We start from the raw sequence: 22,855 nt of genomic DNA, 5'->3' as shown, positions 1-22,855 counted from the left end.
AGAGGCTCCCATGTACCAGGATTTAATCCGCAGTGAACTGAACGAAGCCGCAGACACACTGGCAAACTTTCTGAAAGATGATGCCAATATTGATGCCATCCAGCGCGCAGCCGTATTATTGGCTGATTCTTTTAAAGCTGGCGGTAAAGTATTGTCATGCGGTAATGGTGGCTCCCATTGTGACGCCATGCATTTTGCCGAAGAACTAACCGGCCGTTACCGTGAGAACCGCCCTGGTTATCCGGCTATTGCGATTTCAGATGTCAGCCATATCTCTTGTGTCAGTAACGATTTTGGCTATGACTATGTTTTCTCTCGCTATGTTGAAGCTGTAGGCCGTGAAGGGGATGTGCTGCTCGGTATTTCCACTTCAGGTAATTCAGGTAATATCATTAAAGCAATTGAAGCTGCACGTGCTAAAGGCATGAAAGTCATTACCCTGACAGGTAAAGATGGCGGCAAAATGGCCGGCTCTGCGGATATCGAAATTCGTGTTCCTCATTTCGGCTATGCAGATCGTATTCAGGAAATTCATATTAAAGTGATTCACATCTTGATTCAGTTGATTGAAAAAGAGATGGTAAAAGCCTGATTTTCTGGGGTGATCAACGGTCGGTTGATCACCTTGTGTCTGAGTGAACAATATGGTGCTTGAAGCCCTATTCGGTGCGCGGAGGAATATATGTGCGAATTGCTCGGAATGAGCGCAAATGTTCCGACGGATATTTGCTTTAGCTTTACGGGTTTAGTGCAGCGGGGCGGGGGAACTGGCCCACATAAAGATGGCTGGGGAATTACTTTCTATGAAGGTAATGGTTGCCGCACGTTTAAAGATCCCCAACCCAGTTTTAATTCGCCCATTGCTCGATTGGTGCAAGATTATCCGATCAAATCCTGTGCGGTGGTTTCCCATATCCGTCAGGCAAATCGGGGTGAAGTGGCATTAGAAAATACTCATCCTTTTACCCGCGAAATGTGGGGGCGAAACTGGACTTATGCTCATAATGGCCAACTTAAAGGCTATCGCCAATTGGATACCGGAACTTTCCGGCCTATTGGCCAAACAGACAGTGAATATGCTTTCTGCTGGCTACTGAATCAACTGGCAAAACGCTACCCCCGCACGCCGAGTCACTGGCCCGCGGTATTTCGCTATATTGGCACCTTGTGTGAGCAATTACGTGCTAAAGGGGTGTTTAATATGTTGCTTTCGGATGGGCGTTTTGTCATGGCGTTCTGTTCGACCAATTTATATTGGATAACGCGCCGCGCCCCTTTCGGTAAAGCGACTTTGCTGGATCAAGATGTTGAAATCGATTTCCAGCGCCAGACCACACCCAATGATGTGGTCACAGTGATTGCTACGCAGCCCTTAACCGGTAATGAAACTTGGCACAAAATTGCACCAGGTGAATTTGCATTATTCTGTTTTGGTGAGCGCATTGGTTTTGGTCAGAGCATCTGATTTTATCAGGGCGTATTGCGATTCTGGCGCACTGGAGGTTGGCGGGCGGCTAAGCACATACTGCCCGTTGACCACAGAAACTGACGGTGGTATGCGGTTTTTGGCAAAATACTCGTAACCCGGCTGTAATTGACGCCAGAAGTTATAATCCGAAGAGTTGCGGTGACGTTGCATATTTTGCTCAGTCATGCGGAAAGGATAGATATTGATGTCCACTTTTTCCTGACCAAAGATAAATGCCGTTTGCACGTAGTTAAATATCTCGTCCATATAGGCGTCGGTCATTGCATAACAGCCGATTGATTTGCAAGCGCCATGAATCATCAGATATTTGCCTGAATAACCTTGCGACTTATCATAATCATTTGGGAAGCCAATATTGATTGCCCGATAAAACTTACTGTCAGGTTTCAAATGGCGCATATCAATAGTGTAAAAACCTTCCGGACTTTTAAAATCCCCTTCACGGCGCTTTGGGCCAAGTCCACCTGAGAATTCACAAATACGGTAGCTTTGTACCAAACGATATTCGCCTTGTAACCGGGCATATAATTCCAGGGTACGTTCTTCTTTAAAGATTTGAATATAGACTGAGGACCCGAGTAATTGCTGTTTTAGCTCTTTGGATACTGCCACCGGCTCGCTGGCTGAGCTGGTGAAAGATACCGCAGGCAAACAAATTATCGCTGCAAACGTTATGGTTGCAAAGAGTCTCATCGCAAACATTCTCGTCGTAAACAACGGCGCGATTTTGCCCATTTATTATTCCTACTTATATTATGTAAATTATGCCACTGCATTCTTTGATTTATAGGCGCAGATTATCAGTCAGAAAATTTTTAGCAATATATGTTTTGTATAAAATAAATACAAAGTCGGTAAAGGTGAATTGACAATACGATTTTACCGAATACATATACAATTTTGCAGTAAATTATTTGTATTTGCTTGACTCAAGTCACTGCATTTGTCAGACAGCCCCAAAAGGAAATGCTAAAATTGCCCACTGCTGATGACCTGCTCAATTAATGGTTATTTTCTATTCATTAACACATTGTATGGATGTCAGCATTAATTTCTGAGGCTCTTTCAGTCAATATTCATGTTTGTCTAATTGACTCAGTATTAAAGTGCCATTTAACTGAACTATGAAAGAATCTTCTCTTTGTGTGGCTGTACATTCTGGGCTCAGTGCAGCATTTGATATAACTAATAAAGTAGTTCAACTCTATGATTAAAATAAAGAAAGGACTAGATCTTCCCATCGCTGGAGCACCCGCACAGATAATAGAAGAGGGGCCAAAAATTCATCATGTGGCCTTGCTCGGTGAAGAATATGTGGGAATGCGCCCCTCAATGTTGGTAGAGGAAGGTGATTGGGTTAAGAAAGGTCAGGCGCTATTTGAAGATAAAAAAAATCCAGGCGTGATATTTACCGCCCCTGCTAGTGGCAAAGTGAGCACCATCAATCGCGGTGAGCGCCGGGTTTTACAATCTGTGGTGATTGATATTGACGGTGATGAGCAAATCCCGTTCGAGCATTATGATGAATTATCTCTCGGCCAACTGAGTGCAGAACAAGTGCAGCGGCTTTTGCAGGTATCCGGCTTATGGACAGCATTGCGAACCCGCCCTTTCAGCAAAACCCCGGCCCTTGATAGCCGTCCACGAGCTATTTTTGTTAGCGCCATGGATACCCAACCGCTGGCTGCTGACCCGCAGGTGATTATTGCCACCGAGTCTGATGCTTTCAATCACGGCTTAACAGTATTGGCCCGTCTGACGGAGGGCAAAGTGCATGTCTGTCATGCGCCGGGGCAAATAGTGGCCAGCCATCCTAATACGCAGGTGACTTACAATGAGTTCTCCGGCCCGCATCCCGCCGGACTGGTGGGGACTCACATCCACTTCCTTGAGCCGGTCAGTCTGAATAAGATTGTCTGGCATGTGGGTTATCAGGATGTCATTGCTATTGGCAAACTATTTACCCGTGGTGAGCTATGGACTGACCGTATCGTCGCCGTCGCCGGCCCACAAGTGAATCAACCGGTTTTGCTGCGCACTCGCCTCGGGGCCAGTTTATCTGAATTGACCGCTGGTCGGCTGAAAGAGGGGGATAACCGCATTATCTCCGGTTCGGTGCTCAGCGGCACCGCTTTCTCTGCCACTCATGGTTATCTGGGGCGTTTCCATCAGCAAGTATCTGTCATCCGCGAAGGGCGAGAAAAAGAGCTATTCGGCTGGGTGATGCCTGGGCGTGATAAATATTCCATTACTCGCACCACATTGGGCCATTTCTTCAAACGCAAATTGTTTGCTTTCTCCACTGACATGCACGGTGGGGAGCGCGCTATGGTGCCAATTGGCAACTATGAGCGCGTTATGCCACTGGATATTCTGGCCACTCATTTACTACGCGACCTGTTATCTGGCGATACCGACAGCGCTGCAGCTCTGGGATGTCTGGAATTGGATGAAGAAGATTTGGCTCTGTGTACATTTGTCTGCCCCGGTAAATATGAATATGGGCCGGTATTGCGCGACATACTGACCAAGATTGAGCAGGAAGGATAACCGATGGGCCTGAAAAGTTTTCTTGAAAAAATAGAGCACCATTTTGAAGCCGGTGGGAAGCTCGAGAAGTATTACCCGCTGTATGAAGCTGCCGCCACTATTTTTTATACGCAAGGTAAAGTGACACCGGGTGCCTCTCACGTTCGCGATGCTATCGATCTGAAACGAATGATGATTTTAGTGTGGCTGGCGGTATTCCCGGCGATGTTCTGGGGGATGTATAACGTCGGCGGGCAGGCGATTCCGGCCTTGAACCAACTCTACCATGGCGCGGAGCTGCAACAGATCATTGCCAGCGATTGGCATTACCGATTGGCACAAATGCTGGGTGCCTCATTGGCGTCAGATGCCGGTTGGGTAAGTAAAATGGTGCTGGGGGCGGTCTACTTCCTGCCTATTTATGCCGTCGTGTTTGTGGTGGGCGGCTTCTGGGAAGTGGTGTTCTCTATCATTCGCAAGCATGAAATCAACGAAGGTTTCTTTGTCACCTCGATTCTGTTTTCCCTGATAGTTCCGCCGACATTGCCATTATGGCAGGCGGCGCTGGGGATCTCATTTGGGGTGGTGATGGGTAAAGAGATCTTCGGTGGCACAGGGCGCAACTTCCTCAACCCGGCGCTGGCTGGGCGCGCTTTCCTGTTCTTTGCTTATCCGGCACAAATATCCGGTGACTTGGTATGGACTGCCGCCGATGGTTTTTCTGGTGCGACGCCTTTATCACAATGGAGTGTTAATGGTAGCCACAGTTTGGTCAATACGATTAGCGGACAACCTATTACCTGGATGGATGCTTTCCTTGGCAATATTCCCGGTTCTATTGGTGAAGTCTCCACGCTAATGATCTTGATTGGCGGTGCCATTATCATCTTCGGCCGCGTAGCGTCCTGGCGAATTGTAGCCGGGGTTATGATTGGCATGGTGGCGACGGCCTACCTGTTTAACTGGGTCGGCTCAGCCACCAACCCATTGTTCGCTATGCCGTGGTATTGGCATTTGGTGCTCGGCGGTTTTGCTTTCGGCATGATTTTTATGGCGACCGATCCGGTGTCCGCTTCCTTTACCAATAAAGGCAAGTGGTGGTATGGCGGCTTGATTGGCGCGATGTGTGTCTTGATCCGCGTGGCTAATCCGGCGTATCCGGAGGGAATGATGCTGGCGATTCTGTTCGCTAACCTGTTTGCGCCACTGTTCGATTATGTGGTTGTTCAGGCCAATATCAAGCGGAGGAAAGCCCGTGGCGAATGATAAACCAAGAAATAATGACAGCATCGGCAAAACACTGCTGGTGGTGATTGTGCTGTGTTTGGTGTGTTCAGTCATCGTGGCTGGCGCGGCGGTAGGTTTGAAAGCCAAGCAACAAGAACAGCGCTTGTTGGATAAGCAGCGCAATATTTTGGCAGTGGCCGGTTTACTGCAACCGAGAATGTCAGCAGAAAAAGTGCAGAGTGAGTTTGCACAGCGGATTGAACCGCGCCTGCTCGATTTGCAAAGCGGTGAGTTTATTCAACAAGATCCTGCGGCGTTTGATCGCGTGCAGGCACTACGTGATAACCAAATGAGCATCGCGCTGACACCTGCACAGGATATTGCGGGCATCCGCCGCCGGGCTAATGTGGTTGAGATTTATCTGGTACGTAGTGAAAACGGGCAGATAAACAAAATCGTGTTACCGATTTACGGCTCTGGTTTGTGGTCAATGATGTATGCCTTTGTTGCCATTGATACTGACGGTAAAACAGTCCGTGGCATCACCTATTACGATCAGGGCGAAACACCGGGACTAGGGGGCGAAATTGAGAACCCTATCTGGCGTAACCAATGGATTGGTAAGCGATTGTTTGATGATCAAGGGCAACCGGCTATTCGTATTGTTAAAGGGCGAGCGCCTGCTAACGATCCTCATGCTATAGATGGTTTGTCCGGCGCAACGCTGACCTCCAATGGAGTACAAAACAGCTTTGATTTTTGGCTCGGTGAAAACGGCTTTGGCCCGTTCCTGAAAAAAGTGCGCGAAGGGGCGTTAAAAAATGGCTGATAGCAAAGAAATTAAACGGGTTTTATTGGGGCCGTTATTTGATAACAACCCCATTGCGCTGCAAATTCTGGGCGTGTGTTCAGCGCTGGCAGTCACCACCAAACTGGAAACCGCTTTAGTGATGACACTGGCGGTGACCTTGGTTACGGCATTCTCCAGCTTCTTCATCTCACTGATTCGCAACCATATTCCAAACAGTGTGCGCATCATTGTTCAAATGGTGATTATTGCTTCGCTAGTGATTGTGGTGGATCAGATCCTACGGGCCTATGCCTATGAGATATCTAAACAGCTCTCAGTATTTGTTGGCCTGATTATCACTAACTGCATTGTAATGGGGCGCGCTGAAGCTTATGCAATGAAATCCCCGCCAATCGAAAGCTTTATGGATGGCATCGGCAATGGCTTGGGTTATGGCGTGGTGCTAGTGCTGGTGGGCTTTGTCCGTGAGTTGATTGGCTCGGGTAAATTATTTGGCGTAACAGTGTTAGAAACTGTCCAGAATGGTGGTTGGTATCAGCCTAATGGATTATTCCTGCTGGCACCTAGCGCATTTTTTATCATTGGTTTGCTGATTTGGGGCTTACGAACCCTGAAACCTGCGCAGATTGAGAAGGAGTAATTGACGATGGAACATTACATCAGTCTGTTCGTCCGCGCAGTGTTTGTCGAGAATATGGCGTTAGCGTTTTTCTTGGGGATGTGTACTTTCCTCGCGGTTTCCAAGAAAGTCTCGACGGCTTTTGGCTTGGGCATTGCAGTAACAGTGGTTTTGGGCATCTCCGTACCTGCTAACAATCTGGTTTATAACCTGGTTCTGCGGGATGGGGCATTGGTTGAAGGTGTTGACCTCAGCTTCCTGAATTTCATCACTTTTATTGGCGTAATTGCTGCCATTGTACAGGTTTTGGAGATGATTCTTGATCGCTATTTCCCCGCACTGTACAACGCTCTGGGTATTTTCCTGCCACTGATTACGGTGAACTGCGCCATTTTCGGCGGAGTGTCATTTATGGCCCAGCGTGATTACAACTTCCCTGAATCCATTGTGTATGGCTTTGGTTCTGGTATCGGTTGGATGCTGGCGATTGTCGCGTTAGCGGGTATTCGCGAAAAGATGAAATATGCCAATGTACCCGCGGGTTTACAGGGCTTAGGGATCACCTTTATCACCACCGGATTGATGGCCTTAGGGTTTATGTCTTTCTCCGGCGTAAACCTATAAAGGTAGGAATAATTCATGGAAATAATTCTGGGCGTAGTCATGTTCACCCTCATTGTGCTGGCATTGACGGTGATGATTTTGTTTGCCAAGTCAAAGTTGGTGAATACCGGTGATATCACAGTTGATATTAATGAAGATACGGATAAAAGTTTTACTGCTCCGGCAGGGGATAAGCTGCTCAACATGCTTTCCAGCCATGGCATTTTCGTTTCCTCAGCGTGTGGCGGTGGCGGTTCCTGTGGGCAGTGCCGGGTAACCATCAAAGAAGGCGGCGGGGATATTTTGCCGACCGAGCTTTCTCATATCTCCAAGCGGGAAGCAAAAGAAGGTTGCCGGTTAGCATGTCAGGTTAGTGTGAAGCAAAACCTGAAAATTGAATTGCCGGAAGAAATCTTTGGGGTGAAAAAGTGGGAATGCGAAGTTATCTCTAATGATAATAAAGCGACATTTATCAAAGAGCTGAAACTTAAAATTCCTGATGGTGAGGTTGTGCCATTCCGTGCAGGGGGCTTTATTCAAATTGAGGCCGAGCCTCATACAATAAAATATGCGGATTTTGATGTGCCAGCGGAATATCGCGGCGATTGGGATAAATTCAATTTGTTCCGGTTTGAGTCAGTGGTTACCGAGCCGACGGTGCGTGCTTATTCCATGGCAAACTACCCAGAAGAGCGCGGTATTATCATGCTGAACGTGCGTATCGCCACGCCACCACCCTCAGTTCCGGATGCCCCTCCGGGGATTATGTCTTCCTACATCTGGTCACTGAAACCGGGTGATAAAGTGGTTATTTCTGGACCATTTGGTGAGTTTTTTGCTAAAGATACTGATGCCGAAATGGTCTTTATTGGCGGTGGTGCGGGTATGGCGCCTATGCGCTCGCATATTTTTGATCAGCTTAAACGGCTGCATTCTAAGCGCAAGATTAGCTTCTGGTATGGCGCGCGTTCACGGCGCGAGATGTTCTATGAAGAAGATTTTGATCAGTTACAGGCTGAGAATGATAATTTCCGTTGGCATGTTGCTTTGTCTGATCCGCAACCAGAAGACAATTGGACGGGTTATACCGGCTTCATTCATAACGTGTTATTAGAAAATTATCTTAAAAATCATCCGGCACCTGAAGATTGTGAATTCTATATGTGTGGCCCACCAATGATGAACGCGGCAGTCATTAAGATGTTAAAAGACCTTGGTGTGGAAGATGAAAACATTATGCTCGATGACTTTGGTGGCTGACTTGCCGCCACTCGAGTTTTTTACTGCCATTACTATATGCCCAAAGAAATTAGAGTTGCAGGTAGGTGCAAACAAACGAGTCCCGATGAGCTTACTCAGGTAAGTGATTCGGGTGAGTGGGAGCAGCTAACACCCCTGAAGCTTCAAGTACGAAGGGCAAATTGGGGATATTGTGCGAAGACATATAGCGCGAAGACATATAATGCATTGGTTGATGGTTGCGGTGGGCGTTTTGCTGCTAACGGGGTGTGGCCCTGAGCAAATCAATCTTGAAGGTAAAACCATGGGCACCTCATATTCAATTAAGTATATGGGTGACTCAACCACTCTCAGCCCGGAACAGCTACAGCAGGAAATAGACCGCGAGCTGGAACAGGTTAATGATCAAATGTCGACATATCGGCCAAACTCTGAATTGAGCCGTTTCAACAAACGTCAGAAAGTGGATACACCCTTTCCTGTTTCAGCCGCGACAGCCAAAGTGGTACGGGAGGCTATCCGTATTAACCGTTTGACTGATGGGGCGCTGGATGTGACGGTCGGGCCATTGGTTAATCTATGGGGTTTTGGCCCTGAAGGGCGGCCAAACGTGGTGCCGACAGATGCTGAAATTGCTAAACGCCAGGAATGGGTTGGCATTGATAATTTAGCAGTAGAAAATGGTGCCTTGGTAAAACGTATTCCCGAGCTGTATGTCGATCTTTCTGCTATAGCTAAAGGATATGGCGTAGATGTGGTTGCCGAATATTTGGAAGCGCAGAATATCGATAACTATATGGTCGATATTGGCGGGGAAGTCCGGACTCGTGGTAATAATGGGGAAAATAAACCTTGGCGCATCGCAATTGAAAAACCAATTGCAGGCTCGACACAAAGTACTCAAGAAATTATCGAACCCGGTCGTATGGCGATAGCTACCTCTGGTGATTATCGTAATTATTTTGAGCAAAATGGTGTGCGTTACTCACATACCATTGATCCCGAAACAGGTCGGCCAATTAACCATCGTTTAGTCTCAATTACTGTTTTAGATCCGAGTTGTATGACGGCCGACGGACTTTCGACGGGTTTAGGTGTCCTTGGGCCAGAACGCGGGATGGCATTGGCTAATTTGCTGGGTATTCCGGTGTTTATGATAGTCAAAACTGATGAAGGCTTTGAGGAGCACTCTTCTGAGTCATTCAAACCGTATCTACAAAAGCGGCTTTGATAGGAGAAGATTATGTTGACTGTTTTTATCGCGTCTTTTGTTTTTTTTCTCTTAGCCATCGCGGGGTTGTCGCTGGGTTATATCGTAAAACGTAAAACCTTGCAGGGCAGTTGCGGAGGTCTTGGGGCTTTAGGAATGGAAAAAGTGTGTGATTGCCCCGAGCCTTGTGATTCGCGCAAAAAACGGTTAGCTAAAGAGGCGGCGCGCCAGAAAGCATTGGAGCAATATCGCATTCTCTAGTTAGGATTTGAATTGTTTTACTGTATATAAAAGAGATGTTTTGATCCCCCATTCAATGAATATTGAATGGGGGATATTAATTTCTCGCTGGCTTTCTAATTATTTATTGCCATGAACTATCTTCTTAAACATCGCTGGAGAATCTACCATCACTCCATTGGCACCTAATTCTTTCGCTTTCTGGTAATCTTCTGGAGTATTAATTCCGAAGAAAATAATATGTGCGTTAGCGTTTTTACGGAAACAGTCAACGGCTTCTTTATCCCAACTTAATATAGCGTTAGAGCGGCCTTCTCCCGACGTGTATTTTTCTACAACTTCAACCTTGCGATGTAACTCCAGACCATACCAACGCTCTTCATTATCTGTTGGCAAATTACACTTATGATCCATGGTAATGTTGGCTAATTGCGTTCGCGTAAAGGCGCGGCTTTCAAAGCGTTGAATTTCATCTGCAGCTTCGTTTTTCCCATTGAGTACATTCTGTTTTTTCTGTTTTTTATTGAGTACACCCAGCGCATCTAAATAACGGTCTTCTGTGGAGTAAACACGGGTGCGAGCCAGTCGGTTATCTTCGCCTTTAGGTGTTGTTTTAAGTATTGTTTGCAGTGCCTTAGCAAATTTTTCCGGGTCTGCATCTGGGGATTTAATGTCGAGATAGAATGTCGTGGTAGGAAAGGTTTTCAATACCTCATCAAGTGTAGGAATGCCAATGTGTGAGCCAGATTTTGGTTGAATATTATGCTTTTTATTATAATTAAAGCTGGCGTCGACTTGGGCGAGTTGCTGTGCGGTATAGTCAGAAACCTTACCTGATTTATCGGTTAATTCATTGAGATAAACTGGGCGATACAAAACCGGAATATTGTCCTTTGATAACTGTAATGTTATCCAGATGGCATCCGCACCATTAGCCAAGGCTTTTTTAATCGCTGGAATGGTATTCTCAGGGGCATCGGCAGTCCCACCCCGGTGAGCAATAATTTGTGGTGCTTGTTGGGGGGCCATTGAAGAAGCTGAATTAGCATTTGTGACAAAACTAGCAGAGAGTAATAAAGTTGCCATTATATAATTTCGCATAATATTTAGTTTCCATCCATTGACTGATAATGAATTTTTCAAGGAGATGTTAATCATATAGCCAATATTCTTCGGCTTTGTCGAATTTAATGATTTTTCATTAAAAATAAATGACAAAAAGAATAAAAACACCAATAACAGAATTCAATTCTGTTATTTTCTAAAATGGTTGTCATATTGATTAGGATAATTATGAATATCACCGATGGCGATTTAATTTGTGATGTTCTTGAAGGTGAGTGGGTGCTAAATTCCTCTCTAAGACGACAGGGTTCATCCCACAGTATAATGAGAAAATTCTTGATAAATCTTAAAAAACATTAGTTAGGCAGCTAAAAGTTGTATTAGTGTTATACCCATCATATTTCAAGCTGCATGTGCGTTGGCTGCTTTCGTTACTCGGCCCGTCCATGGGCCTCGCCTCTGCGAGGCCGCTGCAAGCAGCGTTCAAATCTGCTCCAGGCAGATTTGTCACCCCAGTCACTTACTGGTGTAAGCTCCTGGGGACTCGCTCAATTGCTGCCTTCCTGCAACTCGAATTATTTAGGGTATACGTTTGATTTTAATGGGTGGTCGCGCCCCTAAGTGCCAAGTCTTAAAGAGGAATGTAGTGTGTCGAGATTGCGAGTTGGTGTGATTTTTGGCGGTAAATCGGCTGAACATGAAGTGTCATTGCAGTCTGCCAAGAATATCGTGGATGCGATTGATAAAGAAAAGTTTGAAGTAACACTGTTGGGCATTGATAAACAGGGTAAATGGCATATTAACGATGCATCCAGTTACTTGTTAAATGCAGAAAATCCGGCGTTGATTTCCCTGAATCATTCAAACAAAAATGTGGCGCTGATCCTTGGCCAAGAGAGTCAGCAACTCATTACTGCGGATAATGCGGCTGCATTGGCTCAGTTGGATGTCATTTTCCCTATTGTACACGGGACGTTAGGTGAGGACGGTTCCTTGCAAGGCCTGTTGCGCATGGCCAATATTCCTTTTGTCGGCTCAGGTGTCGTGGGGTCTGCGGTCAGTATGGATAAAGACATCACTAAGCGGTTATTGCGTGATGCTGGGTTGAATATCGCCCCTTTTATTACACTGACACGCGGCAATAAAGACAGCTACGATTTTGAAAAGGTTTCGGAAAAACTCGGATTACCGTTATTTATTAAACCGGCGAATCAGGGCTCCTCGGTGGGTGTGAGTAAAGTGCGCAATGCGGCCGAATATCAACAGGCGGTGGCGTTAGCCTTTGATTTTGACCATAAAGTGTTGGTGGAGTCGGCTATTATTGGGCGGGAGATCGAATGTGCCGTCATGGGCAATGACAACCCGCAAGCCAGTTTGTGTGGCGAGGTAGTCATCAGTGATGAGTTTTATTCTTATGAGACTAAATACATAAATGAAGCGGGTGCTCAAGTCCTCATCCCTGCGCTAATAGACAGTGCTACCAGTGACCATATTCGCGCGGTAGCTTTAGCGGCATTTCGAGCGCTCGAATGCTGTGGTATGGCGCGGGTTGATGTCTTTTTAACCCCAGATAACCGCGTAATTATCAATGAAATAAATACCTTACCTGGATTTACTAATATCAGTATGTATCCTAAATTGTGGCGCGCCACTGGTGTTGGCTCGACAGAATTGATCACCACACTGATTGAGTTGGCTTTAGAGCGCCATCAGCAAGATAAATCACTGAAAAGCTCCATCCTGAAATAAGACTGACTACCGCTATCCCCTGGAAAAGAGCTGCCTCGCGCAGCTTTCTTATTGCTAATATAATTAATTTGACAAATTGTCAGTAAATGACAATACTTCATTTATGAAACTTACAGAAGATCAACTCCTGTTGCGGGAGAGCAAAAAAATCGTTGAGGCACTGGGCAAAACATTTGCACCCTTAGTGGAATTTGTCTTGCACGACCTGACTCAACCTGAACATGCCATTGCGGCGATTTCAAACAATTTATCCGGTCGTGAAGTCGGTGAGCCAGCGACTGAACTGGGGCTGAGTCGCATTGCCGACCCTAATTTTCCTGAAGTTATTCTTAATTATCCGAATCAATTTCCTGATGGTCGCCCGGCAAAAAGCACATCAATTGGCTTGAAAAATAGTAAAGGGGAATTCATCGGGGCACTTTGTCTAAATATGGATATCTCGCTGTTTTCCGCCGTCAGCACCAGTTTATCTCAACTGACCCAAACGACACCGGCAGAGGTTCAGGAGTCTCTGGTATCACCTCGCCTTGAGATGCTGCGCAATCAACTGGAACAATTTGCTGCTGCGCACAATACCACGCCACGCGCGCTGAACCCGGCACAGCGGCGTGAAATTGTCCGTCAACTGGCGCAAGCGGGTTTGATGGATTTAAAAAATGCCCAGACCGTGGTTGCCAATAATCTGGGTGTCGCCCGCTCTACTGTCTATACCTACCTCCCCACTGAAGGAAGTTGAAGATGGCCCCATTAGTCATTAGTTACGAAGATATTATTCAAGCACATCAACGGATTGCTGGTTTTGCACTCAAAACCCCAGTGTTGACTTCTTCCACCGCTAATGAGCAGACCGGTGCGCAGTTGTTTTTTAAATGCGAAAATTTCCAGCATATGGGGGCGTTTAAATTCCGTGGCGCTTATAACGCGTTAGTGAAATTATCGCCGGAACAGCAAGCAAAAGGGGTTATTGCTTTCTCGTCGGGGAATCATGCGCAGGCTATTGCTTTGTCTGCGCGTAAATTAGGTATTCGCGCGGTTATTGTCATGCCTAAAGATGCGCCAGCAGCTAAAATCGCGGCGACACGGGGTTATGGCGGCGAAGTGGTGCTATATGACCGCTATCTTGAAGACCGTGAAGACATTAGCCGTAAACTGGCACAAGATCAGGGACTAACCTTGATCCCACCTTATGACCATCCAGATGTGATGGCCGGGCAGGGGACGGCGGCAAAAGAGTTATTTGAAGAAGTGGGTGAGCTGGATGTGCTGCTGGTGCCATTGGGCGGCGGCGGGCTGTTGTCCGGCTGTGCCACGGTTGCCAAAGCGCTCTATCCCAATTGCCAGGTATTTGGGGTGGAACCCGCCGCCGGTAATGATGGGCAGCAGAGTTTCCGCAGCGGAAAAATTGTTAAAATTGATACGCCAGTGACTATTGCGGACGGCGCGCAAACTCCGGCTTTGGGGCATTATACTTTCCCGATTATTCAGGAGCGGGTTGATAATATTCTGACTGCCACCGATGACCAATTGATCTCGGCAATGAAGTTTTTCGCCAGCCGAATGAAGATTGTGGTTGAACCCACAGGTTGCTTAGGGGCGGCTGTCGCTTTTGGTGATGAGCTGGATTTACGTGGCAAACGCGTCGGGGTGATTATTTCGGGCGGCAATGTCGATTTAGCGCGTCTGGCCCACTTTATTGATAAGCCTTGATGATGTCCGAGCCTATCTTAATAAATTCCACACAGGGCTTGCCGCCAGCGGGCCATTATAGCCATGCTGTCTGTGCGGGCGGTATGGTCTATCTTTCCGGCCAACTGCCCGTCACGGCGCAGGGCGTGGCATTATCAAACCAACCTTTTGATATTCAGGTTATGCAGGTTTTTGCCAATATTGAGGGGATACTTGCGGATTGTCATTGCAGCATAAATAGCTTGGTTCAGGTGCGAATTTATCTGTGTGATATCGCCCTATGGCCACATTTCAATGCGCTTTATGCTGATTGGTTGGGGCCACACAAACCCGCGCGCTGTGTGGTGCCAGTGCCCGTTTTACATCATGATTTGGCCTTAGAAATTGAAGCGGTTGCTCTGCTTCCTGGCTAGTTTTTCGCTATCACGAAATTTGCGTGGTCAGGATCTAGGATAATCTTGAATTTCTCCGATTTAACTGTATTCTTATACAGTGGTTTGGTCGGGGGATAAACATGCGGAAAATTATTCATGTCGATATGGATTGCTTCTTCGCGGCAGTCGAAATGCGCGATGACCCCAATTTGCGTGATATTCCTATTGCGATTGGCGGCAGTAAAGACAGACGCGGTGTGATTAGCACCGCCAATTATCCTGCCCGGCGCTATGGGGTTCGCAGCGCGATGCCGACCGCGATGGCACTGAAACTCTGCCCACAACTGAAAGTGATCCCCGGCAGAATGGCGGCGTATAAAGAAGCTTCACAACATATCCGTGAGATTTTTGCTCGCTACACCCCTTTGATTGAGCCGCTTTCACTGGATGAAGCCTATTTGGATGTCTCTGATTGCCAGGTATGCAGCGGTTCCGCCACATTAATTGCACAAGAAATTCGCCAGTCTATTGCGATGGAGCTTAATCTCACGGCATCTGCGGGCATTGCTCCCATCAAGTTTTTAGCCAAGATCGCGTCTGATTTAAATAAACCCAATGGTCAGTATGTGATAACCCCAGATAAAGTATTGCCTTTCTTGCATGATTTGCCGCTGAGTAAAATTCCGGGAGTGGGCAAAGTGACCGCGAAACGTCTGCAAGATCTGGGGCTGATAACCTGTAGTGATGTACAAAACTATTCGCAGGCTGAATTATTAAAGCGCTTTGGTAAGTTTGGTCATGTGCTATGGGAGCGCAGCCACGGTATTGATGAGCGCGAAGTTTCTCCCGATCGCTTGCGCAAATCGGTTGGGGTTGAGCGGACTCTGGCAGAGGATATTCATGATTGGGAAAGCTGTGAGTTATTGATTGAAAAGCTTTATATTGAGCTGGAAACCCGCCTTCGCAAGGTTAGGCCGGATCTGCATATCGCCCGACAAGGGGTGAAATTGAAGTTTCATGATTTTCAGCAAACTACGCAAGAGCATGTTTGGCCGGAGTTGAATAAAGCGGATTTATTGCAAGTCGCGCGGGCAGCATGGAATGAGCGGCGGGCGGAGCGGGGGGTGCGTTTGGTGGGGTTACATGTCACTTTATTGGATCCGCAACTCGAGCGACAATTACTGTTGAGTTGGGAGTAATCCTGACTAAAAAAACAGCGGGCCTAAGCACCGCCGTTATCATATAAAACAAACCGATTTTCTTATGCGCGCTCAGGAATCGCTTTCAGCAGCGCCGTCAGTAATTGCCAATATTGACCCACACTTTCGATATGAACTTGTTCATCCGGTGAATGTGGCCCCGTCATCGTTGGCCCAATCGACACCATATCCATATCTGGGTAAGGTTTTTTAAATAAACCACATTCCAGACCGGCATGGATAACCATGATATTGGGGGTTTTGTTAAACAGTTTTTGGTAGGTTTCCCGCACCAACGCCATCACCGGTGAGGTTGGGTCAGGTTGCCAGCCAGGGTAGCCGCCTTTTGGCGAGGTTTCTGCGCCAGCCAACTGACCAATCGCGGTCAACATGCTCACCACGTAATCTTTGCCGCTGTCGATCAAAGAACGAATCAGGCAGATGATTTCTGCTTCGTTCTCATTCATGGTCACCACACCCACATTCAGTGAGGTTTCAACCACCCCTTTTACTGCATCACTCATACGAATGACACCGTTTGGCGTGGCATTCAATAAGGCGATCAGGCGCTGTTGGGTATCTTTTGTCAGAGCCTTAGCATTATCAATAGATAGCGGCTCAAGCAATACAGTCAGATTTTTTTCAACTGCGGCCAGCTCATTTTTCAAGGTTGCCAGATACTCCTGGCTCAGGTTTTTCAGCTGATCGACTTTATCTGCGGCAATCGCCAAGGTCACAGAGCCTTCACGTGGAATAGCATTACGCAGTGTGCCGCCATTCAAATCCAATATCCGCAGGTCTAAATCTTTGGCCTGGTCGAACAGGAATCGGGCCAGCAGTTTATTGGCATTGCCTAGCCCTAAATGGATGTCAGCGCCTGAGTGACCGCCTTTCAAACCTTTAATGGTCAACTTCAAAGTCTGGTAACCAGCAGGAACTGCTTCGCGCTTTAGTGCTAAAGTGGTAATAAAATCAATACCACCGGCGCAACCCATATAGATTTCACCTTCCTGCTCGGAATCGGTATTAATCAGAATATCGGCTTTCAACCAGTTAGGTTGCAGACCAAATGCGCCATCCATACCGGCTTCTTCGGTCATGGTCAGCAGCACTTCCAGTGGGCCGTGCTCGACGCTATCGTCAGATAGCACCGCCAATGCGGAGGCCATACCAATGCCATTATCCGCACCTAATGTGGTACCTCGGGCTTTAACCCATTCACCGTCGATATAGGGTTGGATAGGGTCTTTGGTAAAGTCATGTACCGTATCATTATTCTTTTGTGGCACCATATCCAAGTGAGCTTGTAGCGCAACCGGCTTACGGTTCTCCATCCCTTTGGTAGCGGGCTTACGCAGCAGGATATTACCGACCTTATCACGTTCCGCATGTAGGCCTTTTTCCTTGGCCCACGTCATAATATGTTGTGCCAGTGCTTCTTCATGGTAAGACGGATGGGGAATCGAGCAGATTTTTGCGAAAATATCCCACAACGGCTGAGGCGAAAGTTGAGACAGTTCAGACACTGTAAGTCTCCTGTAACAGCATTCTCATATCGGCAACCTCACAGTAGAGATGTCAGAGATGCTATTGGGTTGATGACTAAAGATTTTAAGGGTGGTGATACACCGCCATTAAGATGGCGAGATAGTTTGAGAATATCACTTTCATTGGTATTACGCGCGTATCGCCGCACAATAACTGTAACTAACCTGATTAATTAGCCGGATAATTGCTGGTTTTTATTCGGCTGGCTCTCTATAATCTCGCGCAACCTTTTTTCCCCTTCTGAATCATAGTAAGCCACTTTTATACTGGCTGGGATTACACTTTATGAGCGAAAAATACGTCGTTACTTGGGATATGTTGCAAATTCATGCCCGCAAATTGGCACAGCGCTTACTGCCTGCTGAGCAATGGAAAGGTATCATCGCGGTTAGCCGTGGTGGGTTAGTGCCAGCGGGTATTCTGGCGCGTGAGCTGGGTATTCGTTATGTCGACACCGTGTGCATCGCCAGCTATCATCATGATAATCAAGGTGAACTTAAAGTTTTGAAACGCGCAGAAGGCAACGGTGAAGGCTTTATCGTGATTGATGACTTGGTTGATACCGGCGGTACGGCGAAAGCTATCCGTGAAATGTATCCTAAAGCACATTTTGTGACCATCTTTGCCAAACCCGCGGGCCGCCCATTAGTTGATGACTATGAGGTTGATATTCCTCAAGGTACCTGGATTGAGCAGCCGTGGGATATGGCGGTAACTTTCGTCGCTCCTTTGAGCGGTAAATAATTTAGTGTAATTTAAATGCCCGGTGCCTACCGGGCGTTTCATTTTCCGCGCAGTATGAGTACACTGACCCCATCTGACCAGCCCTTAACGGGCCTGAATCACGGCTTATGGAGGCTATTGTTACTATGGCACAAGCCAACCTTTCTGAAATTCTGTTCAAACCAAAATTCAAGCATCCTGAAACCTCTACTTTAGTGCGGCATGCTCACTGCAACAATACGGTGACGGTTCACTCGGCACTGGATGGCGATACTGCCCATCATTGGTACCGCATGATTAACCGCCTTATCTGGACTTGGCGTGGCGTTGATCCTCTGGAAATCGAAGAGGTATTATCACGAATTGCCTGTTCGAAAGCGGAGCACAGTGATAATGACCTGCTGGACACCGTGGTGGGTTATCGTAACGGTAACTGGATTTATGAATGGGCCCATCAGGGAATGCAGTGGCAGCAAAAAGCCATGGATGAAGCGGACCCAATGAATGCCGGCCAGTATTGGCTAAATGCGGCTAATTTATACAGTATCGCCGGTTATCCGCATTTGAAAGGTGACGAGCTGGCCGAGCAAGTCGAGGTGCTGTCTAACCGCGCTTATGAAGAAGCCGCCAAGCATCTGCCTTACACTTTGAAAGAACTCAGTTTTGATATTTCAGATGGCGGCACTCTTAATGGGTTCCTGCATATGCCGACCATCGGCAGCGCGCCATTCCCGACGGTGCTGATGTGCGGCGGGCTGGATACATTGCAAAGTGATTATCATCGCCTGTTCCGCGACTATCTGGCTCCCAAAGGGATTGCGATGTTGACCATCGACATGCCATCCGTCGGGGCTTCGTCAAAGTGGAAACTCACTCAGGACACCAGTTTCCTACACCAACAAGTGTTACAGGCATTGCCAAAAATTCCGTGGATTGATCACCAGCGCGTCAGTGTTTTTGGTTTCCGTTTTGGTGCCAATGTGGCGGTTCGTTTGGGGTATCTAGAACCGCAACGTGTGCGCGCTGTGGCGTGCCTCGGCCCGATTGTGCACCATCTTCTGTGTAATGCCGATAGCCAGCGCAAAGTGCCCGACATGTATATGGATGTGATGGCCAGCCGCTTGGGAATGGCAGATGCTGCGGATGAAATACTCAGAGCAGAAATGAACCGCTATTCTTTGAAAACGCAGGGGTTATTGGGGCGACGCTGCCAAACACCTATGTTGGCAGGCTTCTGGGAAAACGACCCTTTCAGCCCGAAAGAGGAAGCTAAACTGATTTGTTCTTCTTCTGCTGATGGCAAATTATTACCCATATCATCAACACCAGTGTATGACAATTTCCATCGCGCATTATTGCAAACCAGTCAATGGTTAGAAGATAAAATGCGTTAATGAGTTGCTAATTTTTAACAGTTTGTTAAAAAGGTGGGCCTACATAAGGAGATTTAAGAATGACGTCAACCAGTGCTCATCCTAAAAGTAAGCTTATGAAACGTTTTGCCGCTTTAGGGCCATACCTACGTGAAGGGCAGTGCCAGAATGACCGATTTTTCTTTGATTGCTTAGCTGTGTGCATCAATGTGAAGCTTGCTCCAGAGAAGCGTGAGTTCTGGGGATGGTGGATAGAACTGGAACCGGCGGCTGACCATTTTACCTATGTTTACCAGTTTGGCCTGTTTAATAAAGATGGCAACTGGAAAGCGGAAAAGATTAAAGATCCTGAAGTACAAGAGAAACTGGAGACCACGCTGCGTAGTTTCCATAAACGCCTCGCCGAGATGCTGACTTCCATTGAAATGAGATTGGAGCCGGCGCAAGATTTCAGCGAGCAGCCGGTTAAGTTGTCGGCGTAAAAATAGACCTGTTTAACGGGCATTGCAGGCTTGTACCCAACCTGCAATGCCAATTAAGACGCTGATACGCAAAGTACTTGGCATAACGGCTTCCGCCTGTTAAAAAGACTCCTATACCCTTTCTTTTATTCTTCATCCCAACGGCAGAAAAATTATGAGTGGCAGCCAGACTTTGGTTGTGAAATTGGGGACGAGTGTTCTGACTGGCGGCTCCCGTCGTCTCAACCGTGCCCATATTGTTGAATTGGTGCGCCAATGTGCTCAGCAACACGCAAAAGGTCATCGTATTGTTATTGTCACTTCCGGAGCTATTGCGGCCGGGCGTGAACACTTGGGTTATCCGGAATTACCCGCCACTATTGCCTCGAAGCAATTATTAGCCGCGGTCGGGCAAAGTCGGCTTATTCAACTCTGGGAACAGTTGTTCTCAATCTACGGTATCCATATCGGCCAGATGTTGCTGACTCGGGCTGATTTAGAAGATCGCGAGCGCTTCTTAAATGCCCGTGACACCATGAATGCTTTGCTGGATAACCGTATCGTGCCGGTAATCAATGAAAACGATGCCGTGGCGACTGCTGAAATCAAAGTAGGCGATAATGATAATCTCTCGGCACTGGCCGCAATTTTGGCCGGTGCTGACAAGCTACTGTTACTGACTGATCAGGCCGGGCTGTACACCGCCGATCCGCGCAATAATCCAGCAGCTGAATTAATCCGTGAAGTGCATGGCATCGACGATACTTTGCGCGGGGTGGCGGGCGATAGTGTCTCTGGCCTGGGCACCGGCGGCATGGCAACCAAATTACAGGCGGCAGATGTTGCGTGTCGTGCCGGTATTGATGTGGTGATTGCGGCGGGCAGTCAGGTGGGTGTCATTGCTGACGTGATTGAAGGGACGCCGGTTGGCACCCGATTCCATGCGCTGGAAACGCCATTGGAAAATCGTAAACGTTGGATTTTTGGCGCACCGCCAGCGGGTGAAATCACCGTCGATGATGGTGCTGTTACTGCGATTATGGAACGGGGCAGTTCGCTACTGCCAAAAGGCATTCGCAGTGTGTTGGGGAATTTCTCGCGCGGCGAAGTTATTCGTATCCGCAATCTCAGTGGACGCGATTTGGCTCACGGTGTATCGCGCTACAACAGTGATGCTTTACGCATGTTAGCGGGGCACCATTCGCAACAAATCAGTGAAATTCTCGGGTATGAATACGGCCCGGTGGCTGTTCATCGTGACGATATGATTGTCAGCTAAGGAGCAAGTATGAGCATGCTGGAACAAATGGGGAAAGCCGCTAAACAGGCTTCCTGGCAATTGGCAATGCTGAGTACGGCAAAGAAAAATCAAGCTTTGGCCGTGATAGCCAATCTGCTTGAATCTGAAAGTCAGGCCATTTTACAGGCTAATGAACAAGATATGGCGGCTGCACGTGACAGCGGTATGAGTGAGGCGCTGTTGGATAGGTTGCTGCTCAGCCCCGCCCGTTTAGCCGCCATTGCGAATGATGTGCGCCAGGTATGCCGGCTGAATGACCCTGTAGGCCGGATTATTGACGGCAGTTTGCTCGACAGTGGCTTGAAACTGGAGCGCCGCCGCGTACCTCTGGGTGTCATCGGTGTCATTTATGAAGCTCGTCCTAATGTGACGATTGATGTGGCTAGCTTATGTTTGAAGACGGGCAACGCGGTTATTTTGCGTGGCGGTAAAGAAACTCACCATACTAATCAGGCGACAGTGAAAGTTATCCAGCAAGCGCTAGAGCAATGTGGCTTACCGCCCGCAGCGGTACAGGCGATCGAAAGTCCGGATCGCGAGTTGGTCACTCAATTGCTGCGCATGGATAACTATATTGATATGTTGATTCCACGTGGGGGGGCGGGCTTACATAAACTGTGCCGCGAGCAATCAACTATTCCGGTTATCACCGGCGGTATTGGTGTTTGCCATACTTTTGTCGATGAAAGTGCCGATTTTGAAAAAGCATTGCGGGTCATTGAAAATGCTAAAATTCAGCGCCCAAGTGCGTGTAACTCATTGGAAACCTTGCTGGTTCATCAGGCAATCGCCGAGCGCTTCCTGCCGGTGTTAAGTGCCAGAATGCATGCATTGGGTGTGACACTGCATGCCAGCTCGCAAGCTATGCCGTATCTGGCGGAAGGTAAAGCCAAGGTTGTGCCTGTGAAAGCCGCTGATTACGACGATGAATGGTTATCTCTGGATCTCAATGTGGATATTGTGGCTGATATCGATGCTGCCATCGACCATATCCGTGAACATGGCACTAGTCATTCTGATGCTATTTTGACCCGCTCATTGAGCAGCGCCGAACATTTTGTTCGTGCGGTTGATTCTTCCGCTGTTTATGTTAATGCCAGTACGCGTTTCACTGATGGCGGCCAGTTTGGTTTGGGTGCAGAAGTAGCCGTCAGTACGCAAAAACTTCATGCTCGTGGCCCAATGGGATTAGATGCACTGACGACTTATAAGTGGATTGGTTATGGTGATGATTTAGTCCGTATCTAAGATACCTGGTATTTTTAATCACTTTAAAGCGACATTTGGCACCTGCCGATGTCGCTTTATTTTTATCCTGCCACTTTCCACTTCGAAAACCTGAGATAATAAATCCGCTATATTGTGAAATAGATCATTATTCGATGAAATACAGTTATAGCTATTCATAAC

Annotated in this window: 23 protein-coding genes; 20 read left to right on the top strand and 3 right to left on the bottom strand. The window is 47.4% G+C overall.

The annotated features are described in order from the left end of the window. Positions 1–10: 10 nt before the first annotated feature. Positions 11–592 carry a D-sedoheptulose 7-phosphate isomerase gene (gene lpcA / locus FTA91_RS03355; protein ID WP_050113192.1) on the top strand — a complete coding sequence of 194 codons (582 nt, stop codon included), beginning with the start codon at positions 11–13 and terminating at the stop codon, positions 590–592. A gap of 90 nt (positions 593–682) precedes the next feature. After that, positions 683–1,465: a class II glutamine amidotransferase gene (locus FTA91_RS03350; protein ID WP_050113194.1), complete on the top strand. Its 783-nt coding sequence runs from the start codon at positions 683–685 to the stop codon at positions 1,463–1,465. On the opposite strand, the gene dpaA is transcribed toward FTA91_RS03350, so the two are convergent. Beyond that, complete coding sequence (gene dpaA, locus FTA91_RS03345) at positions 1,421–2,224, bottom strand: peptidoglycan meso-diaminopimelic acid protein amidase (RefSeq protein WP_050113196.1); 804 nt, start codon at positions 2,222–2,224, stop codon at positions 1,421–1,423. The two genes, FTA91_RS03350 and dpaA, sit on opposite strands and share 45 nt — an antisense overlap. A 471-nt stretch (positions 2,225–2,695) precedes the next feature. Between dpaA and FTA91_RS03335 the strand changes: the two genes are divergently transcribed. From FTA91_RS03335 to nqrM, 8 genes are all read left to right on the top strand, one after another. Next, the gene (locus tag FTA91_RS03335) at positions 2,696–4,039 is read left to right on the top strand and encodes a Na(+)-translocating NADH-quinone reductase subunit A (protein ID WP_050113197.1); all 1,344 of its coding nucleotides are present in this window, start codon (positions 2,696–2,698) and stop codon (positions 4,037–4,039) included. A gap of 3 nt (positions 4,040–4,042) precedes the next feature. Next, positions 4,043–5,284: an NADH:ubiquinone reductase (Na(+)-transporting) subunit B gene (locus tag FTA91_RS03330; protein WP_145582950.1), complete on the top strand. Its 1,242-nt coding sequence runs from the start codon at positions 4,043–4,045 to the stop codon at positions 5,282–5,284. Further along, positions 5,274–6,074, top strand: coding sequence for a Na(+)-translocating NADH-quinone reductase subunit C (locus FTA91_RS03325; protein WP_050113200.1), 801 nt, complete (start codon positions 5,274–5,276; stop codon positions 6,072–6,074). The genes FTA91_RS03330 and FTA91_RS03325 overlap by 11 nt, the downstream gene beginning before the upstream one ends. Further along, entirely contained in the window at positions 6,067–6,696 is a 630-nt protein-coding gene (locus tag FTA91_RS03320; protein WP_005160493.1) for an NADH:ubiquinone reductase (Na(+)-transporting) subunit D, read from the top strand. The genes FTA91_RS03325 and FTA91_RS03320 overlap by 8 nt, the downstream gene beginning before the upstream one ends. A gap of 6 nt (positions 6,697–6,702) precedes the next feature. After that, positions 6,703–7,299, top strand: a complete 597-nt coding sequence (gene nqrE, locus FTA91_RS03315; protein ID WP_004392325.1) for an NADH:ubiquinone reductase (Na(+)-transporting) subunit E — start codon at positions 6,703–6,705, stop codon at positions 7,297–7,299. Positions 7,300–7,314: 15 nt separating this feature from the next. Continuing rightward, positions 7,315–8,538 carry an NADH:ubiquinone reductase (Na(+)-transporting) subunit F gene (nqrF, locus tag FTA91_RS03310; RefSeq protein ID WP_050113204.1) on the top strand — a complete coding sequence of 408 codons (1,224 nt, stop codon included), beginning with the start codon at positions 7,315–7,317 and terminating at the stop codon, positions 8,536–8,538. A 202-nt stretch (positions 8,539–8,740) separates the two neighbouring features. Then, positions 8,741–9,748 (top strand): FAD:protein FMN transferase, encoded by a 1,008-nt coding sequence (locus tag FTA91_RS03305; RefSeq protein WP_050113206.1) that lies wholly within the window; start codon positions 8,741–8,743, stop codon positions 9,746–9,748. Positions 9,749–9,760: 12 nt separating this feature from the next. Continuing rightward, a complete protein-coding gene (nqrM, locus tag FTA91_RS03300) occupies positions 9,761–9,988 on the top strand; it encodes a (Na+)-NQR maturation NqrM (RefSeq protein WP_050113208.1) in 228 nt (75 codons plus the stop codon). Positions 9,989–10,087: 99 nt separating this feature from the next. Here nqrM and FTA91_RS03295 read toward each other — a convergent pair whose 3' ends face one another. Further along, positions 10,088–11,068: a glycerophosphodiester phosphodiesterase family protein gene (locus tag FTA91_RS03295; protein WP_050113388.1), complete on the bottom strand. Its 981-nt coding sequence runs from the start codon at positions 11,066–11,068 to the stop codon at positions 10,088–10,090. A 612-nt stretch (positions 11,069–11,680) separates the two neighbouring features. Here FTA91_RS03295 and ddlA point away from each other — a divergent pair. The 5 genes from ddlA (at position 11,681) to dinB (ending at position 16,040) form a co-directional block, all read left to right on the top strand. Beyond that, positions 11,681–12,781 (top strand): D-alanine--D-alanine ligase, encoded by a 1,101-nt coding sequence (gene ddlA / locus FTA91_RS03290; RefSeq protein WP_145582948.1) that lies wholly within the window; start codon positions 11,681–11,683, stop codon positions 12,779–12,781. Between the two features lie 103 nt (positions 12,782–12,884). Beyond that, positions 12,885–13,517 carry a helix-turn-helix transcriptional regulator gene (locus FTA91_RS03285; protein WP_145535145.1) on the top strand — a complete coding sequence of 211 codons (633 nt, stop codon included), beginning with the start codon at positions 12,885–12,887 and terminating at the stop codon, positions 13,515–13,517. A 2-nt stretch (positions 13,518–13,519) separates the two neighbouring features. Next, positions 13,520–14,488: a threo-3-hydroxy-L-aspartate ammonia-lyase gene (locus FTA91_RS03280; protein WP_145582946.1), complete on the top strand. Its 969-nt coding sequence runs from the start codon at positions 13,520–13,522 to the stop codon at positions 14,486–14,488. Next, entirely contained in the window at positions 14,488–14,880 is a 393-nt protein-coding gene (locus FTA91_RS03275) for a RidA family protein (RefSeq protein ID WP_050113216.1), read from the top strand. The genes FTA91_RS03280 and FTA91_RS03275 overlap by 1 nt, the downstream gene beginning before the upstream one ends. A 101-nt stretch (positions 14,881–14,981) precedes the next feature. Continuing rightward, positions 14,982–16,040 carry a DNA polymerase IV gene (dinB, locus tag FTA91_RS03270; RefSeq protein WP_050113218.1) on the top strand — a complete coding sequence of 353 codons (1,059 nt, stop codon included), beginning with the start codon at positions 14,982–14,984 and terminating at the stop codon, positions 16,038–16,040. 62 nt (positions 16,041–16,102) lie between these two features. Here the strand turns inward: dinB and pepD are convergent, their stop codons facing one another. After that, on the bottom strand, positions 16,103–17,566 hold the full coding sequence (pepD, locus tag FTA91_RS03265) for a beta-Ala-His dipeptidase (RefSeq protein ID WP_050113220.1): 1,464 nt from the start codon (positions 17,564–17,566) through the stop codon (positions 16,103–16,105). Between the two features lie 307 nt (positions 17,567–17,873). On the opposite strand from pepD, the gene gpt reads away from it, so the two are divergent. The 5 genes from gpt to proA all read left to right on the top strand — a co-directional run bounded on the left by gpt (position 17,874) and on the right by proA (position 22,693). Further along, positions 17,874–18,332 (top strand): xanthine phosphoribosyltransferase, encoded by a 459-nt coding sequence (gene gpt / locus FTA91_RS03260; RefSeq protein ID WP_145535139.1) that lies wholly within the window; start codon positions 17,874–17,876, stop codon positions 18,330–18,332. Between the two features lie 125 nt (positions 18,333–18,457). Then, entirely contained in the window at positions 18,458–19,705 is a 1,248-nt protein-coding gene (frsA, locus tag FTA91_RS03255; RefSeq protein ID WP_050113223.1) for an esterase FrsA, read from the top strand. 59 nt (positions 19,706–19,764) lie between these two features. Further along, positions 19,765–20,166, top strand: coding sequence for a sigma factor-binding protein Crl (crl, locus tag FTA91_RS03250; RefSeq protein WP_050113224.1), 402 nt, complete (start codon positions 19,765–19,767; stop codon positions 20,164–20,166). 154 nt (positions 20,167–20,320) lie between these two features. Next, a complete protein-coding gene (proB, locus tag FTA91_RS03245) occupies positions 20,321–21,424 on the top strand; it encodes a glutamate 5-kinase (RefSeq protein WP_050113225.1) in 1,104 nt (367 codons plus the stop codon). 15 nt (positions 21,425–21,439) lie between these two features. Then, positions 21,440–22,693 (top strand): glutamate-5-semialdehyde dehydrogenase, encoded by a 1,254-nt coding sequence (proA, locus tag FTA91_RS03240; RefSeq protein ID WP_050113389.1) that lies wholly within the window; start codon positions 21,440–21,442, stop codon positions 22,691–22,693. Positions 22,694–22,855 lie beyond the last annotated feature (162 nt).

Source organism: Yersinia thracica, assembly GCF_902170565.1.
Lineage (GTDB): Bacteria > Pseudomonadota > Gammaproteobacteria > Enterobacterales > Enterobacteriaceae > Yersinia > Yersinia thracica.
Note: the sequence above shows the minus strand (reverse complement) of the source record. Positions and strands in the feature narration are given on the sequence as shown.

What these genes read in the sequence shown, in the direction of transcription:
- proB (WP_050113225.1), top strand. Translation starts at nt 20,321, where the DNA reads ATGAGTGGCAGCCAGACTTTGGTTGTGAAATTGGGGACGAGTGTTCTG.
- proA (WP_050113389.1), top strand. Translation starts at nt 21,440, where the DNA reads ATGCTGGAACAAATGGGGAAAGCCGCTAAACAGGCTTCCTGGCAATTG.
- dinB (WP_050113218.1), top strand. Translation starts at nt 14,982, where the DNA reads ATGCGGAAAATTATTCATGTCGATATGGATTGCTTCTTCGCGGCAGTC.
- FTA91_RS03350 (WP_050113194.1), top strand. Translation starts at nt 683, where the DNA reads ATGTGCGAATTGCTCGGAATGAGCGCAAATGTTCCGACGGATATTTGC.
- gpt (WP_145535139.1), top strand. Translation starts at nt 17,874, where the DNA reads ATGAGCGAAAAATACGTCGTTACTTGGGATATGTTGCAAATTCATGCC.
- FTA91_RS03330 (WP_145582950.1), top strand. Translation starts at nt 4,043, where the DNA reads ATGGGCCTGAAAAGTTTTCTTGAAAAAATAGAGCACCATTTTGAAGCC.
- FTA91_RS03285 (WP_145535145.1), top strand. Translation starts at nt 12,885, where the DNA reads ATGAAACTTACAGAAGATCAACTCCTGTTGCGGGAGAGCAAAAAAATC.
- lpcA (WP_050113192.1), top strand. Translation starts at nt 11, where the DNA reads ATGTACCAGGATTTAATCCGCAGTGAACTGAACGAAGCCGCAGACACA.
- crl (WP_050113224.1), top strand. Translation starts at nt 19,765, where the DNA reads ATGACGTCAACCAGTGCTCATCCTAAAAGTAAGCTTATGAAACGTTTT.
- frsA (WP_050113223.1), top strand. Translation starts at nt 18,458, where the DNA reads ATGGCACAAGCCAACCTTTCTGAAATTCTGTTCAAACCAAAATTCAAG.
- dpaA (WP_050113196.1), bottom strand. Translation starts at nt 2,224, where the DNA reads ATGGGCAAAATCGCGCCGTTGTTTACGACGAGAATGTTTGCGATGAGA.
- FTA91_RS03280 (WP_145582946.1), top strand. Translation starts at nt 13,520, where the DNA reads ATGGCCCCATTAGTCATTAGTTACGAAGATATTATTCAAGCACATCAA.
- nqrF (WP_050113204.1), top strand. Translation starts at nt 7,315, where the DNA reads ATGGAAATAATTCTGGGCGTAGTCATGTTCACCCTCATTGTGCTGGCA.
- FTA91_RS03295 (WP_050113388.1), bottom strand. Translation starts at nt 11,068, where the DNA reads ATGCGAAATTATATAATGGCAACTTTATTACTCTCTGCTAGTTTTGTC.
- FTA91_RS03320 (WP_005160493.1), top strand. Translation starts at nt 6,067, where the DNA reads ATGGCTGATAGCAAAGAAATTAAACGGGTTTTATTGGGGCCGTTATTT.
- FTA91_RS03335 (WP_050113197.1), top strand. Translation starts at nt 2,696, where the DNA reads ATGATTAAAATAAAGAAAGGACTAGATCTTCCCATCGCTGGAGCACCC.
- FTA91_RS03275 (WP_050113216.1), top strand. Translation starts at nt 14,488, where the DNA reads ATGATGTCCGAGCCTATCTTAATAAATTCCACACAGGGCTTGCCGCCA.
- nqrM (WP_050113208.1), top strand. Translation starts at nt 9,761, where the DNA reads ATGTTGACTGTTTTTATCGCGTCTTTTGTTTTTTTTCTCTTAGCCATC.
- nqrE (WP_004392325.1), top strand. Translation starts at nt 6,703, where the DNA reads ATGGAACATTACATCAGTCTGTTCGTCCGCGCAGTGTTTGTCGAGAAT.
- FTA91_RS03305 (WP_050113206.1), top strand. Translation starts at nt 8,741, where the DNA reads ATGCATTGGTTGATGGTTGCGGTGGGCGTTTTGCTGCTAACGGGGTGT.